Origin of the sequence: Paraburkholderia sp. (assembly GCF_036488795.1) — a bacterium.
In the GTDB taxonomy this organism is placed as follows: Bacteria; Pseudomonadota; Gammaproteobacteria; order Burkholderiales; family Burkholderiaceae; genus Paraburkholderia.
The window spans coordinates 1-15287 of the sequence record NZ_DASXHA010000027.1; the positions used below are offsets into that span (position 1 = coordinate 1).

The 15287-nt window shown below is 63.0% G+C and carries 16 protein-coding genes; 14 read left to right on the forward strand and 2 right to left on the reverse strand.

The window, feature by feature from the left end:
- The 9 genes from VGH41_RS03625 to cysM form a co-directional block, all read left to right on the forward strand.
- A partial coding sequence (locus tag VGH41_RS03625; RefSeq protein ID WP_331595975.1) for a 30S ribosomal protein S1 occupies positions 1-1026 on the forward strand: 1026 nt, incomplete at its 5' end.
- Between the two features lie 22 nt (positions 1027-1048).
- Positions 1049-1372: an integration host factor subunit beta gene (locus VGH41_RS03630; protein ID WP_094779754.1), complete on the forward strand. Its 324-nt coding sequence runs from the start codon at positions 1049-1051 to the stop codon at positions 1370-1372.
- A gap of 285 nt (positions 1373-1657) precedes the next feature.
- Entirely contained in the window at positions 1658-1951 is a 294-nt protein-coding gene (locus tag VGH41_RS03635; RefSeq protein WP_331595976.1) for a LapA family protein, read from the forward strand.
- A 61-nt stretch (positions 1952-2012) separates the two neighbouring features.
- A complete protein-coding gene (gene lapB, locus VGH41_RS03640; RefSeq protein ID WP_331595977.1) occupies positions 2013-3188 on the forward strand; it encodes a lipopolysaccharide assembly protein LapB in 1176 nt (391 codons plus the stop codon).
- 154 nt (positions 3189-3342) lie between these two features.
- Positions 3343-4746 (forward strand): UDP-glucose/GDP-mannose dehydrogenase family protein, encoded by a 1404-nt coding sequence (locus VGH41_RS03645; protein WP_331595978.1) that lies wholly within the window; start codon positions 3343-3345, stop codon positions 4744-4746.
- Positions 4712-5713, forward strand: a complete 1002-nt coding sequence (gene rfaE1 / locus VGH41_RS03650; protein WP_331595979.1) for a D-glycero-beta-D-manno-heptose-7-phosphate kinase — start codon at positions 4712-4714, stop codon at positions 5711-5713. The genes VGH41_RS03645 and rfaE1 overlap by 35 nt, the downstream gene beginning before the upstream one ends.
- 75 nt (positions 5714-5788) lie before the next feature.
- On the forward strand, positions 5789-6781 hold the full coding sequence (gene rfaD / locus VGH41_RS03655) for an ADP-glyceromanno-heptose 6-epimerase (protein ID WP_331595980.1): 993 nt from the start codon (positions 5789-5791) through the stop codon (positions 6779-6781).
- 77 nt (positions 6782-6858) lie between these two features.
- Positions 6859-7239 (forward strand): ComEA family DNA-binding protein, encoded by a 381-nt coding sequence (locus VGH41_RS03660; RefSeq protein ID WP_331595981.1) that lies wholly within the window; start codon positions 6859-6861, stop codon positions 7237-7239.
- 252 nt (positions 7240-7491) lie between these two features.
- Entirely contained in the window at positions 7492-8394 is a 903-nt protein-coding gene (cysM, locus tag VGH41_RS03665) for a cysteine synthase CysM (protein WP_331595982.1), read from the forward strand.
- A 133-nt stretch (positions 8395-8527) separates the two neighbouring features.
- Here cysM and mltB read toward each other — a convergent pair whose 3' ends face one another.
- Positions 8528-9865 carry a lytic murein transglycosylase B gene (gene mltB / locus VGH41_RS03670; RefSeq protein WP_331595983.1) on the reverse strand — a complete coding sequence of 446 codons (1338 nt, stop codon included), beginning with the start codon at positions 9863-9865 and terminating at the stop codon, positions 8528-8530.
- Positions 9866-10081: 216 nt separating this feature from the next.
- On the opposite strand from mltB, the gene VGH41_RS03675 reads away from it, so the two are divergent.
- Both VGH41_RS03675 and VGH41_RS03680 read left to right on the forward strand, forming a co-directional pair.
- Positions 10082-11005: a histone deacetylase family protein gene (locus tag VGH41_RS03675; RefSeq protein WP_331595984.1), complete on the forward strand. Its 924-nt coding sequence runs from the start codon at positions 10082-10084 to the stop codon at positions 11003-11005.
- Positions 11006-11073: 68 nt separating this feature from the next.
- Positions 11074-11898, forward strand: coding sequence for an enoyl-CoA hydratase (locus VGH41_RS03680; protein ID WP_414696601.1), 825 nt, complete (start codon positions 11074-11076; stop codon positions 11896-11898).
- Between the two features lie 32 nt (positions 11899-11930).
- On the opposite strand, the gene VGH41_RS03685 is transcribed toward VGH41_RS03680, so the two are convergent.
- On the reverse strand, positions 11931-12866 hold the full coding sequence (locus VGH41_RS03685; protein WP_331595986.1) for a lysophospholipase: 936 nt from the start codon (positions 12864-12866) through the stop codon (positions 11931-11933).
- A 246-nt stretch (positions 12867-13112) separates the two neighbouring features.
- Between VGH41_RS03685 and VGH41_RS03690 the strand changes: the two genes are divergently transcribed.
- The 3 genes from VGH41_RS03690 to VGH41_RS03700 all read left to right on the forward strand — a co-directional run.
- Positions 13113-14147, forward strand: a complete 1035-nt coding sequence (locus VGH41_RS03690) for a methionine ABC transporter ATP-binding protein (RefSeq protein WP_331595988.1) — start codon at positions 13113-13115, stop codon at positions 14145-14147.
- Positions 14137-14790: a methionine ABC transporter permease gene (locus VGH41_RS03695; RefSeq protein ID WP_331595987.1), complete on the forward strand. Its 654-nt coding sequence runs from the start codon at positions 14137-14139 to the stop codon at positions 14788-14790. The genes VGH41_RS03690 and VGH41_RS03695 overlap by 11 nt, the downstream gene beginning before the upstream one ends.
- A gap of 246 nt (positions 14791-15036) precedes the next feature.
- The coding region (locus tag VGH41_RS03700; RefSeq protein WP_414696600.1) for an electron transfer flavoprotein subunit beta/FixA family protein at positions 15037-15287 on the forward strand (251 nt) is incomplete at its 3' end.

Below are 15287 nucleotides of genomic sequence, written 5' to 3' on the forward strand. Positions count from 1 at the left end.
GACATCGCATGGCGTCGTGTGCGTCACCCGAGCGAAGTGCTGTCGGTTGGCCAGGAAGTGACCGCGAAGATCCTCAAGTTCGATCAAGAGAAGAACCGCGTCTCGCTGGGCATCAAGCAACTGGGCGACGATCCGTGGGAAGGCATTTCCCGCCGTTACCCGTCGGGCACGCGCCTGTTCGGTAAGGTCACCAACATCACCGACTACGGCGCATTCGTCGAAGTGGAATCGGGCATCGAAGGCCTGGTTCACGTGTCGGAAATGGACTGGACGAACAAGAACGTTGCACCGTCGAAGGTTGTGCAGCTGGGCGACGAAGTCGAAGTCATGGTTCTCGAAATCGACGAAGACCGCCGCCGTATCAGCCTCGGCATGAAGCAATGCAAGCCGAACCCGTGGGACGACTTCAGCCGCAACTTCAAGAAGGGCGACAAGCTGCAAGGCGCAATCAAGTCGATCACCGACTTCGGCGTCTTCATCGGTCTGCCTGGCGGCATCGACGGTCTGGTTCACCTGTCGGATCTGTCGTGGTCGGAAACGGGCGAAGAAGCCGTTCGCAAGTACAAGAAGGGCGACGAAGTGGAAGCGATCGTTCTCGGCATCGACGTCGAGAAGGAACGCATTTCGCTGGGTATCAAGCAGCTCGAAGGCGACCCGTTCAGCAACTTCGTTGCAATGAACGACAAGGGTTCGATCGTCGACGGCGTGGTCAAGACGGTAGATGCGAAGGGTGCTGTGGTTCAGCTGTCGGCGGAAGTCGAAGGCTACCTGCGCGCTTCGGAAATCGCCCAGGACCGCGTGGAAGATGCCCGCAACGTGCTGAAGGAAGGCGACAAGGTCAACGCGATGATCATCAACATCGATCGCAAGTCGCGTGGTATCAACCTGTCCATCAAGGCCAAGGATTCGGCTGAGCAACAGGAAGCGATCCGCGGCCTGGCTTCGTCGGATTCCAGCTCGGCTGCCACCGGCACGACGAACCTCGGCGCGCTGCTGAAGGCCAAGCTTGACGGCCAGAACCAGTAAGCCTTAAGGGGTCTGCTGCAGTATGACCAAATCGGAACTGGTCGCCCAGCTGGCCACGCGATTTCCGCAGCTTGTTTTGAAAGATGCGGATTTCGCGGTGAAGACGATGCTTGATGCGATGTCGGAGGCACTTGCCAATGGCCATCGCATCGAAATTCGTGGCTTCGGCAGCTTCGGCCTCAACCGTCGTCCTTCCCGTGTCGGGCGCAACCCGAAATCGGGCGAGAAGGTGTTGGTACCTGAGAAGTACGTACCGCACTTCAAGCCCGGCAAGGAGTTGCGCGAGCGGGTGGATCGTCGCGCGGGCGAGCCGTTGAAGGACGAAGAGCCGGACGACGATCTGTAAGCACCTCGCTGCGTCGCAGCAAGGTGCCACTAGCGTCAGCGGCCAAAGCCAGACGGCAAAAGACCAGAAGAAGCGCCTCCGGGCGCTTTTTTTTCGCCCCCGTTTTGACCTCGCAGGTTGGCAGGCGCGAGGTGAACCGCGCGTAAGCTCCAGCAAACGCGCGGGTTCTGCCCAGCCGCGAGGGCTTCCTTTACAATACGGGTCACTTCGGCGCGGCAACACCGTGGCGCGACGCGCGTCATCAGGCCGGCGTCACTCCAGCAACCGCCGTCAAGAGACCTATACATGAAATTTATCGTCTGGCTGATCCGCGTTCTGGTGTTTGTGCTGCTGCTGGTGCTCGCGCTCTCCAATACGCAAACCGCTACGCTGAATTTCCTCGCTGGCTATGCGTGGTCCGCACCGCTGATCCTGATTGGCCTCGCGTTCTTCGTGGTCGGTCTGCTGGCCGGACTGGTGTCGGCGCTGCCCGCGGTGTTTCGCCTTCGGCTCGAAAACGGCCGGCTGAAGCGCGAGCTGCGCGTGGCGCGCGAGACCCCGGTGGTGGTCGAACAACCGCCGCTACCGCCGCTGATCTAGGCCTTCCCACGCCGCGCGCTTGCCGCACGCGGCTTTCGTTTCTGTACTCCCGACCAATCGCATGGATCTAGACTTCTGGTGGCTGCTCATCGTACCCGTCGCTTTCGCGTTCGGCTGGATGGCCGCGCGTTACGACCTCAAAACGCTGCTGTCCGAGAGCGCCAACCTGCCGCGTTCGTATTTCCGCGGCCTCAATTTCCTGCTCAATGAACAGCCGGATCAAGCCATTGATGCGTTCATCGAAGTCGTCAAGCTCGATCCGGAAACCATCGAATTGCACTTTGCGCTCGGCAATCTGTTTCGCCGCCGCGGCGAGACCGACCGCGCCATTCGCGTCCATCAGAACTTGCTGAGTCGCGTCGATCTGCCGGTCAACGAGCGCGATCATGCGCTGTATGAACTGGGCCAGGACTTTCTGAAGGCCGGCTTGCTCGACCGCGCCGAGGAAACCTTCCGTTCGCTCGAAGTGGGCGATTACGCGCTGGGCGCGCAGCGCGCGCTGCTGACCATCTACGAGATCGAGAAGGACTGGAACAAGTCAATCGACACGGCGAAGCATCTTGAAACCATGGGCGCGGAATCGCTCGACAAGGAAATCGCCCAGTTTCACTGTGAACTGGCGCACGAGGCGCTGCAACAGAAGAAGCCGGACGAGGCGCGCCGCCAGCTGGATCTGGCGCTGAAGGCCAATCCGCACAGTGTTCGCGCGACCATCCTGTTCGGCGATGTGGACATGGCCGGCGGCACGCTGGACGGCGCCATCCGGCACTGGCTGCGCGTGGAGGAGCAGAATTCCTCGTATTTGCCGCTCGTGGCCGAGAAGCTCATGAAGGCTTACGAGGCGCTGGGCCGGGCGGAAGAGGGGGCGGACCTGCTCACCAGCTGGGTCGACCGCTATCCGTCGAACGACCTGCTCGATGTCGCATACCAGCACGTCGCCGCGTTGCGCGGGCAGGACGCGGCGCACGCGCTCGCGCGTACGCAAATGCAGAAATCGCCGAATCTCGCCGGCATGACGCGGCTGCTGGAAGCACAGCAGGCTGCCGCGGAAGAGCCGCGGCGCAGTGAGCTGGAACTGATGCGCACGCTGATCAGGCAGCGCACCAAAAATCTGCCACGGTATACGTGCCAGAATTGCGGTTTCCGGGCACGACTTTTCTACTGGCAGTGTCCGGGTTGCAGTGGTTGGGAAACCTATGCACCACGCCGGGTCGAGCCGATTACGGCGTCGAGCTGAGCCCGCGGCGCCCGTTGCGTAACGGCCCCGGCCTCGCCGGCCGCCGGCGCGCAGGGGGCGCGTATTTGACATGCAGCTTATGTGGTTCGCATAGGGCAATCATCGCCGGATCCACTACCGGAAACCATCACCGGAACCCATTACCGGAACGCGTATGAAAATCACCATCATCGGCACGGGGTATGTCGGCCTTGTCACTGGGGCGTGCCTCGCTGAAATCGGCCACGACGTTTTCTGTCTGGACGTCGATCCGCGCAAGATCGAAATTCTCAACAACGGCGGCGTGCCGATTCACGAGCCGGGTCTGCAGGAAATCATCAAGCGCACCCGCGCGGCACGGCGCATCACGTTTTCCACGGATGTCGACGCCAGCGTGGCGCACGGCGACGTGCAGTTCATCGCGGTCGGCACGCCGCCCGACGAAGACGGTTCGGCCGACCTGCAGTATGTGCTCGAAGCGGCCCGCAATATCGGCCGCACCACGAACGGCTTCAAGGTGATCGTCGACAAATCGACGGTGCCGGTCGGCACGGCGCAGCGCGTGCGCGCGGTCGTCGAAGAAGAACTGGCGCGGCGAGGCCTCGGCAACAGCGAGCAACACCGGTTCTCGGTCGTGTCGAATCCCGAGTTTCTGAAGGAAGGCGCCGCCGTCGACGACTTCATGCGCCCCGATCGCATCGTGCTCGGCCATGACGAAGACGAAGCGGGACAGCGCGCCCGCGAACTCATGAAACGCCTGTACGCGCCGTTTAACCGCAACCACGAACGCACGCTCTACATGGACGTCCGTTCCGCGGAATTCACCAAGTACGCGGCCAACGCCATGCTCGCCACACGCATTTCGTTCATGAACGAAATGGCGAATCTGGCAGACCGTGTCGGTGCGGATATTGAAGCCGTGCGCCGCGGCATCGGCTCGGACCCGCGCATCGGCTATCACTTTTTATACGCCGGCTGCGGCTACGGCGGCTCCTGCTTCCCGAAGGACGTGCAGGCGCTGGTGCGCACGGCGAGCGAAAGCGGCCACAATCTGCGCATCCTCGAAGCGGTCGAAGCGGTCAATACCGAGCAGAAGGAAGTGCTGGTGCGCAAGATCACGCGCAAGCTGGGCGAGGATCTGAGTGGGCACACCTTCGCCGTCTGGGGCCTCGCATTCAAGCCGAATACGGACGACATGCGCGAAGCGCCGAGCCGCCGCATCATCGCGCAATTGCTGGCGCGCGGCGCGAGCGTGCGTGCCTACGATCCGGTCGCGGTCACCGAAGCGCGCCGGGTGTTCGCACTCGACCTGCACGGCGCGCCGGAGCAGCTCGCTCGTCTGCACTTCACGAGCACCCAGGACGAAACGCTGACCGGCGCCGACGCGCTGGTGATCGTCACTGAATGGAAGGAGTTCAAGAGCCCGGACTTCCTGCATCTGAAATCGGTGCTGAAGTCGCCGCTGATTTTCGACGGCCGCAATCTGTACGAACCGGAAGCAATGACCGAACTGGGCATTGACTACCACGCGATCGGACGTCCTTATGCCCAACCCTCCGAACTCTCAACTGATGCCTGAGATCATGAACGAAGCAGCTGTGGCCGCTCCCGCGCTTAGCGTCGTGCCGCGCGAGCGGCTCGCTACGTCGCGGGTGCTGGTGGTGGGCGACGTGATGCTCGACCGTTACTGGTTCGGCGACGTCAACCGTATCTCGCCGGAAGCGCCAGTGCCGGTAGTCCACGTGCAGAAGCAGGAAGACCGCCTGGGCGGCGCGGCGAACGTGGCACGCAATGCGGTCGCGCTCGGCGCGCAATCGGGACTGTTGTGTGTGGTGGGCCATGATGAACCGGGCGAGCGCATCATCCAGCTGCTCGGCGACAGCGGCGTGGTGCCCCATCTGGAGCGCGATCCTTCGCTGTTGACCACGATCAAGCTACGCGTGTTGTCGCGTCAGCAACAGTTGCTGCGCGTCGACTTCGAAAACACGCCGACGCACGAGGTGTTGCTGGCGAGTCTCGCCCGCTTCGACGAACTGCTGGCGACGCACGACGTGATCCTGATGTCCGACTATGCAAAGGGCGGCCTCACGCACGTCACGCAGATGATCGCGAAGGCGCACGCCGCGGGCAAGCCGGTGCTGGTCGATCCGAAGGGCGACGATTGGGAGCGCTACCGTGGCGCGACGCTGATCACGCCGAACCGCGCGGAACTGCGCGAAGTGGTCGGCCAGTGGAAGTCCGAAGAGGACCTGATCGCGCGCGTGACCGGGCTGCGCGCCGAACTCGAATTCAAGTCGTTGCTGCTGACGCGCTCCGAAGAAGGCATGACGCTCTTCTCGGACGACGGCATCCTGCACGCTTCGGCCGTCGCACGCGAAGTGTATGATGTGTCGGGTGCGGGCGATACCGTGATCGCCACGCTCGCCGTGATGCTCGGCGCGGGCCTGTCGCTCGTCGATGCCGTGGCACTCGCGAACCGCGCGGCCGGCATCGTGGTCGGCAAGCTCGGCACCGCCACCGTCGACTACGACGAACTTTTTCCCTGATGCTGCGGGCTGCCTCGCGCCCGCTTGCGGCGCGAGCGGCTGACAGCACATGACCCTCCTTATCGCAGGACGACCATGACCCTCATCGTCACCGGCGCGGCCGGCTTTATCGGCAGCAATCTCGTGAAGGCGCTCAACGAGCGCGGTGAACATCGCATCATCGCCGTGGACAACCTCACGCGCGCCGACAAGTTCAAGAACCTCGTCGATTGCGAGATCGACGATTATCTCGACAAGACCGAATTCGTCGAACGCTTTACGCGCGGCGACTTCGGCAAGGTGCGTGCGGTATTCCACGAAGGCGCCTGTTCGGACACGATGGAAACCGACGGCCGCTACATGATGGACAACAACTTCCGCTACAGCCGGGGCGTGCTCGACGCGTGCCTCGCACAGGGCGCGCAGTTCCTGTATGCGTCGTCGGCGGCGACGTACGGCGGTTCGAGCCGCTTCGTCGAAGAGCGCGAAGTCGAGCAGCCGCTGAACGTCTACGGCTATTCGAAGTTCCTGTTCGACCAGGTGATCCGCCGCGTCTTGCCCACCGCCGGGAGCCAGATTGCCGGCTTCCGCTACTTCAACGTGTACGGTCAGCGCGAAACCCACAAGGGCCGCATGGCGTCGGTCGCGTTCCACAACTTCAACCAGTTCCGTGCGGAAGGCAAGGTCAAGCTGTTCGGCGAATACAACGGCTATGCGGCCGGCGAGCAGACGCGCGATTTCGTCTCCGTCGAAGATGTAACAAAGGTCAATCTGCACTTCTTCGACCATCCGGAAAAGTCGGGCATCTTCAATCTGGGTAGCGGCCGTGCGCAGCCGTTCAATGACATTGCGAGCACGGTGGTGAACACGCTGCGCGCGCTCGACAACGCGCCGCCGCTCTCGCTTGCGGAGCAGGTGCAGCGCGGCCTGATCGAGTACATTCCGTTTCCCGATGCGCTGCGCGGCAAGTATCAATGCTTCACGCAGGCGGACCTCACGAAGCTGCGTTCGGCCGGTTATGACGCACCGTTCCTCACTGTGCAGGAAGGCGTCGATCGCTACGTGCGTTGGCTGTTCGGCCAGCTATAAATACTTCGCAGGCCTCTTTAAACTGGAATCTCCCGGTCGATGATCGTCGTCGGCCGGTAGTACGAGGGAGATTCCACATGATTCGAAAAATTCTGGTTACCGCGGCCATGCTGGCTGCGTTCGGTCACGCCTACGCGGCGGTCGACGTCAACACGGCCAATGAGTCGGCACTGCGCGGCATCAAGGGCATTGGTCCCGCCAAGGCCAAGGCGATTCTCGAAGAGCGTGACGCGCACGGTCCTTACAAGGACCCGACCGATCTCAGCAGGCGCGTCAAGGGCATGGGCGGGCATACCGTCGAGCGCCTGCAGGCGGAAGGTCTCGCTGTCGGTCCGGCTGGCGCTGCTGCTGGCGCGCAGGTTGCGGCGTCTGCGCAGACCAGATCCACGACCGCTGCTGCGGCAACGGGCGCAGCCGGCACGCAGAAAGGCGGTGCGGCCGTGGTGGTGAAGAAGTAGCCGTCATGCGGGTGGTGCGCGGGCGACTGCGCCCCCGTGTCGCCTGCAACGAGCGTGTCCATCAGGACGGGGCTGCCAAAACAGGTCACTCCTTCAGCTGTCATTTAGATGACTGGCTCCCGCGGTTCTCAGCCGCGGGTTTTTTGGGGAGGCTGCATCCATGTCACCATCAGGGCCGCGCGGCAGGCTCGCGCGCGGTGGTTTAGAATCGGTGGCTTGCAGACTTTGCGCATCGACAGCACCGCACCCCATATGGCTTACAAAACAATTGAAGATACGATCGGCAATACGCCGCTCGTTCAGCTCGTGCGTCTTCCCGACGACGAGATCCGTAGCCGCAACAATGTGATCCTTGGCAAGCTCGAGGGGAACAATCCCGCTGGTTCGGTGAAGGACCGTCCCGCGCTTTCAATGATCAAGAAGGCCGAGGCCCGAGGCCGCATCAAGCCGGGCGATACGCTGGTCGAAGCCACGAGCGGCAACACCGGCATTGCGCTTGCCATGGCGGCCGCTGTGCGCGGCTACAAGATGGTGCTGATCATGCCGGAGGACCTGTCGCTGGAGCGCCGTCAAAGCATGGCGGCCTACGGCGCGCAGATCATGCTCACACCGGTCACGGGCGGCATGGAATACGCGCGCGACCTCGCGGAGCAGATGCAGCGTGAAGGCAAGGGTATTGTCCTCGACCAGTTTGCGAACCCGGACAACCCAGTGGCTCACTACGAGACCACCGGTCCGGAAATCTGGAAGGAAACGGAAGGGCGCATCACGCACTTCGTATCCTCCATGGGCACGACCGGCACGATCATGGGCGTGTCGCAATATCTGAAAGAACAGAATCAGGGCATCGAAATTATCGGTGCGCAGCCCGAAGAGGGCTCGCGTATTCCGGGCATTCGTAAATGGCCGGAAGCGTATCTGCCGAAAATTTTCGACCGCAGCCGGGTCGATCGCGTCGAGAACGTAAGTCAGGCTGCGTCGGAAGCCACGGCGCGCCGCATGGCGTCGGTTGAAGGGATCTTCGCCGGCATTTCGTCCGGCGGCGCCTGCGAAGTGGCACTGCGGATTGCCCGGCAGGTCGAGAACGCGACGATCGTGTTTGTCGTCTGTGATCGCGGCGATCGCTATCTGTCGACGGGTGTGTTCCCCGCATGATTGTTCGAGTCCGGCACTGACGGCCAGAGCGGGAACCACGAAAAAAGCGCCGGTGAGCAATCACCGGCGCTTTTTCACTTTGGGGCGGTCCGCGTCCGAACTTCAAGGTCCGGATTGCCCCAACGCGTTTTGCTCAATCCGAGTCGGGAGTGGGGGCGGCCGAGGGCGAGGGCACCTGAGGCGGCGCGAGCAACTGTGCGGGTGACGGTGCAACGCCAGGCGCCGGGGAGGGCATCGACCCCGGCGCAACGCCCGGCGGCATGGCCGTCGGCGCGCCGTTGCTATCCAGATCCCCTGACGCCTGCATCTGGGCTTTCACCTTCTGGCCAAGCTGATACACCGCCAGCGCGTAGAAGAAGCTGCGGTTATAGCGCGTGATGACGTAGAAGTTCTTCAGGCCCAGCAGGTATTCGGTAGGCAAGCCGGGCGACGGCAGGTCGACGATCGTGACCGGCGTGCCCGCTTCCGAGGCCATATCCAACCCGGGTTGATTCATCAGCATCCCGGCGCGCAGTAATTGTTGCAGCGGCCAGTGCGGTTCGGGTTGTCCGTCGGCGGCAGCTTGCGCAATGCCAATGCTGCCGGCGTCCGAGGCGATATTCCACACCACCGGCCGGCCATTTTCCCAGCCGTTCTGCTTCAGATAGTTCGCCACGCTGCCGATCGCGTCTGCCTGACTCGTGCGCAAATCGATCTGCTTGTTGCCGTCGTACGAGATTGCGTACTGCAGGATGCTGCTCGGCAGGAATTGCGGAATGCCGATCGCGCCGGTGTACGACCCGAGCACGCTGGTCGGGTCGATCTGCGAGTCGCGCGTCCAGACCAGATAGTCTTCCAGATTCTTGCGGAAGGTCTGTTCGCGGTCAGCGCGATTCGGCGTGTTCGGGTAATCGAAGGCGAGCGTGGTCAGTGCATCGAGCACGCGGAAGTTGCCCATGAAGCGGCCGTAGATGGTCTCCACACCGAGGATGCCGACAATCACCTCCGGCGGCACGCCGAACTCTTCGTACGCGCGCTGCAGCGTGGCCTGGTTGTTACGCCAGAAACGTACGCCCGCATTGATGCGAACCGGGTCGAGGAAGCGTGACTGGTAGACGCGCCAGTTCTTGATCGAAGGCGTGGGCGACGGCGTGACGAGCTTGATCGCCGTCTGCGAGTAGCTCACGCGGCTAAACAGTGCATGCAGCGCGGCCGGATCGAAATCGTAGCGTGCGACCATGTCGTTGATGAAGCCGTCGACATCCGGGTTATTCGCATAGCGCTGCGGAATGATCTCTTCTTCAAAAGTTTGCCCTTGCGGGACCACTTGTTGCGGCTGGGCCTGCGTCAGTTGCAGCGGCTGCCTGGCGGTGCCGGTCTGTGCGTTGGCCGGACCGGCTGCCGCGAACACGCACCATGCGACGGTCAGTGCGGCGGCCACGGACTTGGTGCGTAGCCGGTTTCGTGCGGACAGAGCAAGCTTGACGGTCATAGTGAACTGGGGGCGTGGAGCGAAGGGAGCAAAGAAAGGCACAGAGGTATTCGGGGCAGTATACCCGACGGTTCCGGCAGAACCGTGCGCAAGCATTGCTACGGACCGTTTGCAGCGCGTGGTGTGGTAACTTGATGGTGTTGGGTGCGCCATGTGTGCGCACCCCGGGACGGAGACATGCGGCGCACGCTGTGCGTTGCGTTGCAGAAGAGAAACATGGCAACAGCCTTTTATTCCCACGCCGATTGTCTGCTTCATGAGATGGGGCAATGGCATCCTGAGTGTCCGGCGCGCCTGCAGGCTATCGAGGATCAACTGATCGCGAGCCGCATCGACGCGCTGATCGAGCGCGAGTCGCCGCCGCTTGCCGACGAAGCCGCGCTGCTGCGCGTGCACACGCAGGCGCACATCGATTACATCCGCAGCCGTGCGCCGGAGACGGGCTACGCCGAGATCGATCCGGACACGTCGATGAATCCGCACACGTGGCAGGCGGCATTGCGCTCGGCGGGCGCCGCGGTGGCCGCCACCGACGCCGTGATCGAAGGCCGTTACGACAACGCATTTTGCAGCGTGCGGCCGCCCGGCCATCACGCGGAGCCGGCCCGTGCGATGGGCTTCTGCTTTTTCAACAACGTGGCGATCGCCGCGCGTCATGCGCTCGAGGTGCACGGCCTGCAGCGGGTTGCGATCATCGACTTCGACGTGCATCACGGCAACGGCACCGAAGCGGCTTTTTCGGGCGACCCGCGCGTGTTGATGTGCAGCTTCTTCCAGCATCCGTTCTATCCGTTTTCGGGCGCCGACAACCAGGCGCCGAACATGGTCAACGTGCCGATGCAGGCACGCACGAAAGGCATGGAAGTGCGCGAGGCGGTGGACCTGATGTGGTTGCCGCGCCTGCACGCGTTCAAGCCGGAGATGATCTTCATCTCGGCGGGCTTCGACGCCCATCGGGAGGACGATCTCGGCAATATGGGCCTCGTCGAATCCGATTACACGTGGCTCACCGAACAGGTGCGCGCGATTGCCGACCGGTATGCGCGCGGGCGGATCGTCAGTACTCTTGAGGGTGGTTACAACCTGTCGGCGCTCGGTCGCAGCGTCGTGGCGCACGTGCGGGCGCTGGCGGAAATCTGAGCGTCGCTGATGCAAATTGCCCTCGTCATCGAGGGCAGGCAACCGGAGGGTGGACCATGAACGCGAACATGCCAACTCCTGACGCGGCTGACTCTCACGCGGCATCCGCACAGGCTGCGCTGGTCGAGCTCACGCACGATGCCTATGGCGTGCGTGGCGTCGCGCGCCTCACATTGAACCGGCCCGAGGCATTCAACGCGTTATCGGAGGCACTCCTCGCGGAACTGCAGACGAACCTCGCCGCAATCGCGCAAAGCGACGCGCGGGTCGTGGTAATCGCCGGTGCGGGTCGCGCGTTTTGCGCGGGACACGATCTGAAGGAAATGCGGGCCACGCCGTCGCTCGCGTACTACCAGGCTCTGTTCGCGCGCTGCACGAAGCTGATGCTGACGATCCAGCGCTTGCCGCAGCCGGTGATCGCGCGGGTCCACGGCATCGCGACGGCGGCCGGTTGTCAGCTCGTCGCCATGTGTGACCTGGCCGTCGCTGCCGACACGGCGCGCTTCGCGGTGTCGGGCGTGAACCTCGGGCTTTTTTGCGCGACGCCGTCGGTGCCGCTGTCGCGCAACCTGTCGCGCAAAGCGGCGCTCGAAATGCTGCTGACCGGCGATTTCATCGACGCCCAGCAGGCGCGCCAGCAAGGTCTCGTCAATCGCGTGGTCCCCGCCGAAGAGCTGGATGCGGCGCTCGCTTCATTGGCGGCGAGCATCTGCGCAAAACCGGTTGAGGCGGTGCGCGCCGGTAAAGACCTGTTCTATCGCCAGCTGGAAATGGGCGTCGAAGCCGCCTATCAACTGGCGGGCCAAACCATGGCGTGCAACATGATGGACGCGTCGGCGCTCGAAGGCGTGCAGGCTTTCATCGACAAGCGCGCGCCGGACTGGCCACGCTGAGTCTCAGCTTCGATGCGTGAGGGACGGCAGGCTCATCGAGCCAGCCGCGCCTCGATCCACGCAATCAGCCCGGCGATCACCCGCTCGCGATCGAGGTCGTTCATCGACTCGTGATAGCTGCCCTCGTAGAGTTCGAGCGTCTTGTCCGGCGAACCGGCATGCTTGCCGAACGCACGGCTGCCGTCGGGTTCGGTCAGCTTGTCGGCGGTGCCGTGATACACCAGCAAGGGCACCTGCAAGCTGGCGCGGCCACGTTCGATGCGCGCCATGGCCAGCAGAAGTTCGGCGCCGGTGCGCGCGGGAATCGACCCGTGGTGCACCAGCGGATCGTGGCGGTTCGCCTCGACGATCGCCGGATTGCGCGAGAGCAGCGCCGCATCGATTTTCATCGCGGGAAAGCCGGGCCAGACGCGGCTGATGAGCTGGCTCATGGTCAGCATCCAGCGCGGCACGTCACGGCCGGGTGCAAGCGCGGGGCTCGACAGGATCAGACCCGCTAGCGTGTAGTCGCTATGCGGAAGTCGTTCAATGGCGTACAGCGCGGCAATCGCGCCGCCCATGCTGTGTCCCATCAGGAATAGCGGCGGCCGGCCAGGCGAGGCAGCGGCGCGTGCTGCGCCGCCGAGTAACGCTGCGGCGTCGAGCAGATAGTCGTCGAAGCGTTCGATGCGCGCCCGCTTGCCCGGGGCGCGCCCATGGCCGCGCAGGTCGATCGCGATCAGTTCGATGCCCGCTTCGTTCAGTTGCTGTGCGAGCGCCCCATAACGCCCGGCGTGTTCGGCAAGTCCATGCAGCAGCGCGATGGCCGCGCGTCGTGTGCCCTTGGCCGGCCAGCGGTACAGCGGCAGCTCGAGGCCATCGCTCGTCGTGACGGTCGCAAGCAGGGGCTGCGCGGTATCCGGCGCAATGGCGCGTGCCGTTACAGCGGCGCCGGGCCCGACGTTGTCGCGGTGCTGGGTTGTCTCCATGGCTGCCCTTATGCCGGTTGGCGTAGTTTTAATCCGCCCGATCATAGTCGCTCGCCTGTGACACGCGCGAGCGCCGCGCATCAGCGTGGACCTCTAATTCCTTGTAGTTATGAAAAGATCGGAATTGATTATTAAAGGGAATGTCGACCCTGCGGTAGAATCTCGGCTCAAATCCCAATAAAAGCAACGGCGGCCGCTTGTCGGGAGCGTATGACGCTCGCTGACAAACCCGCCGTTTCGTTTTTCATGATCGAAATTCGCAATATTTCCCAGCGTTTCGCCGGACCTCGGGGTTGGGTCGAAGCGCTGCATAACGTCAATCTGTCGATTCCCGCGGGCGAGGTGTTCGGCATCATCGGTCGCAGCGGCGCCGGCAAGAGTACGCTGGTGCGTACGATCAACCTGCTGACACGCCCCACCGAGGGCAACATCGTCGTCAACGGCCGGGATCTCACCACGCTGTCCGCAGCGCAACTGCGTGAAGCGCGCCGCGAGATCGGCATGATTTTCCAGCACTTCAACCTGCTGTCCTCGCGTACGGTGTATGAGAACGTCGCGTTGCCGCTCGAACTGGCCGGCATAAAGCGCGACGAAATCGAGGCGAATATCGTGCCCCTGCTCGAACTCGTTGGTCTGTCGGCGCAGAAGGACCGCTATCCGGCGCAAATCAGCGGCGGCCAGAAACAGCGCGTCGGGATTGCGCGGGCTCTCGCGAGCAAGCCGAAAGTCTTGTTGTCCGACGAAGCGACCTCCGCGCTCGACCCCGAAACCACCCGTTCGATCCTCGATCTGCTCAAGCGCATCAATCGCGAACTCGGTCTCACGATCGTGTTGATCACCCATCAGATGGACGTGATCAAGCAGGTTTGCGATCGCGTCGCGGTGCTGGATGCGGGGCGCGTAGTCGAAGACGGCAAGGTGATCGACGTGTTCCTGCAGCCGCATCACGAAGTGACGCGCGCGCTGATCGGCGATGTGATCGCCCAGGAACTGCCGCCCGCCATGAAGGCGCGTGTCGCCGAGCGTCTGAAGACGGGCAGTGGTCATCTGCTGCGGCTCGCGTTCACCGGCTCGGGCGTCGATCGGCCGATCCTCTCCGAGACGATTCGCCGCTACGAACTCGACTTCAACATCCTGCACGGTCAGATTGACGAGATCCAGGGCCAGGCGTTCGGCTCGCTCGCGGTGCTCGCGGGCGGCGAACCGGCAATGGTGGCGCAGGCCATGACGTATCTGCGCGAACAGGGCGTGGTGGTAGAGGAGATGTCGTATGTTGAGTGAAATGTTCGATATGTTCGTCCAGTCGTTCTGGGAGACGCTCATCATGGTGGGCATCTCCGGGCTGGTTGGCGCGCTGGTCGGGTTGCCGCTCGGTGTGCTGCTGTATCTGACGGACCGTCAGGGCGTATTGCAGAACGTCGCGCTGAATCGCACGATGGGCGTGGTGATCAACGCCGTGCGTTCAACGCCCTTCATCATCCTGCTGGTGGCGGTGATTCCGTTCACGCGCCTCGTGGTGGGCTCGTCCATCGGGACGGCCGCCGCCGTCGTGCCTTTGACGATTGCCGCGGCGCCGTTCATTGCGCGCCTCGTCGAGACGGCGTTGCGCGAGGTAGACCGTGGTCTGATTGAAGCCGCTCAGGCAATGGGCGCAACCACCAGCCAGATTGTCTTCAAGGTGCTGCTGCCCGAATCGTGGCCGGGTGTCGTCGCCGGTCTGACCATCACCTTTGTGTCACTGGTGGGCTATTCGGCCATGGCTGGCGCGATCGGCGGCGGCGGTCTCGGCGACCTGGGCATCCGTTACGGCTACCAGCGCTACGAGCCGGACGTGATGTGGACCGTGGTCGTGATCCTGATCGTGTTCGTGCAGCTCGTGCAGTCGTTCGGGGATTGGCTCGTGCGTCGACTGAGCCACAAGTAGAAGACGGATAGGCTCTTTCCCTGTTTCAGTTGAAGACGGCAAATCATGAATTAGAGTCGTAGGTCTTAACCCGGGGTTGCCGCCCGGGTTTTTTCGGGATTAAAATAGAACGACCGTTCGTTATTGCTGTCACGCCGCTGAGGAGCGCTATCCTCGCTGTAACCCAGCCCACGGCGCGGCTGCCGCCGAGAGGCAGTCGCTATAATGTCCGTTGGGTTGACGTATTCGTAACTTTGGAGCGTGTGCATGAAAATCCTGGTGCCAGTCAAGAGAGTGGTCGATTACAACGTGAAGGTCCGCGTGAAGTCGGACGGCACGGGCGTCGACATCGCGAATGTGAAGATGTCGATGAACCAGTTCGACGAAATCGCTGTGGAAGAGGCGGTGCGTCTGAAGGAAGCAGGCGTCGCGACGGAAGTGATCGCCGTGTCGGCGGGCGTCACGCAGGCGCAGGAAACGCTGCGAACGGCGCTGGCCATCGGCGCGGATCGCGCGAT

Excerpts from the sequence above, each read along its gene's own strand:
- cysM (WP_331595982.1), top strand. The coding sequence starts at position 7,492 with ATGGCTTACAAAACAATTGAAGATACGATCGGCAATACGCCGCTCGTT.
- rfaD (WP_331595980.1), top strand. The coding sequence starts at position 5,789 with ATGACCCTCATCGTCACCGGCGCGGCCGGCTTTATCGGCAGCAATCTC.
- VGH41_RS03660 (WP_331595981.1), top strand. The coding sequence starts at position 6,859 with ATGATTCGAAAAATTCTGGTTACCGCGGCCATGCTGGCTGCGTTCGGT.
- VGH41_RS03680 (WP_414696601.1), top strand. The coding sequence starts at position 11,074 with ATGCCAACTCCTGACGCGGCTGACTCTCACGCGGCATCCGCACAGGCT.
- lapB (WP_331595977.1), top strand. The coding sequence starts at position 2,013 with ATGGATCTAGACTTCTGGTGGCTGCTCATCGTACCCGTCGCTTTCGCG.
- VGH41_RS03675 (WP_331595984.1), top strand. The coding sequence starts at position 10,082 with ATGGCAACAGCCTTTTATTCCCACGCCGATTGTCTGCTTCATGAGATG.
- VGH41_RS03695 (WP_331595987.1), top strand. The coding sequence starts at position 14,137 with ATGTTGAGTGAAATGTTCGATATGTTCGTCCAGTCGTTCTGGGAGACG.
- VGH41_RS03635 (WP_331595976.1), top strand. The coding sequence starts at position 1,658 with ATGAAATTTATCGTCTGGCTGATCCGCGTTCTGGTGTTTGTGCTGCTG.
- VGH41_RS03690 (WP_331595988.1), top strand. The coding sequence starts at position 13,113 with ATGATCGAAATTCGCAATATTTCCCAGCGTTTCGCCGGACCTCGGGGT.
- VGH41_RS03630 (WP_094779754.1), top strand. The coding sequence starts at position 1,049 with ATGACCAAATCGGAACTGGTCGCCCAGCTGGCCACGCGATTTCCGCAG.
- mltB (WP_331595983.1), bottom strand. The coding sequence starts at position 9,865 with ATGACCGTCAAGCTTGCTCTGTCCGCACGAAACCGGCTACGCACCAAG.
- VGH41_RS03685 (WP_331595986.1), bottom strand. The coding sequence starts at position 12,866 with ATGGAGACAACCCAGCACCGCGACAACGTCGGGCCCGGCGCCGCTGTA.
- VGH41_RS03645 (WP_331595978.1), top strand. The coding sequence starts at position 3,343 with ATGAAAATCACCATCATCGGCACGGGGTATGTCGGCCTTGTCACTGGG.
- rfaE1 (WP_331595979.1), top strand. The coding sequence starts at position 4,712 with ATGCCCAACCCTCCGAACTCTCAACTGATGCCTGAGATCATGAACGAA.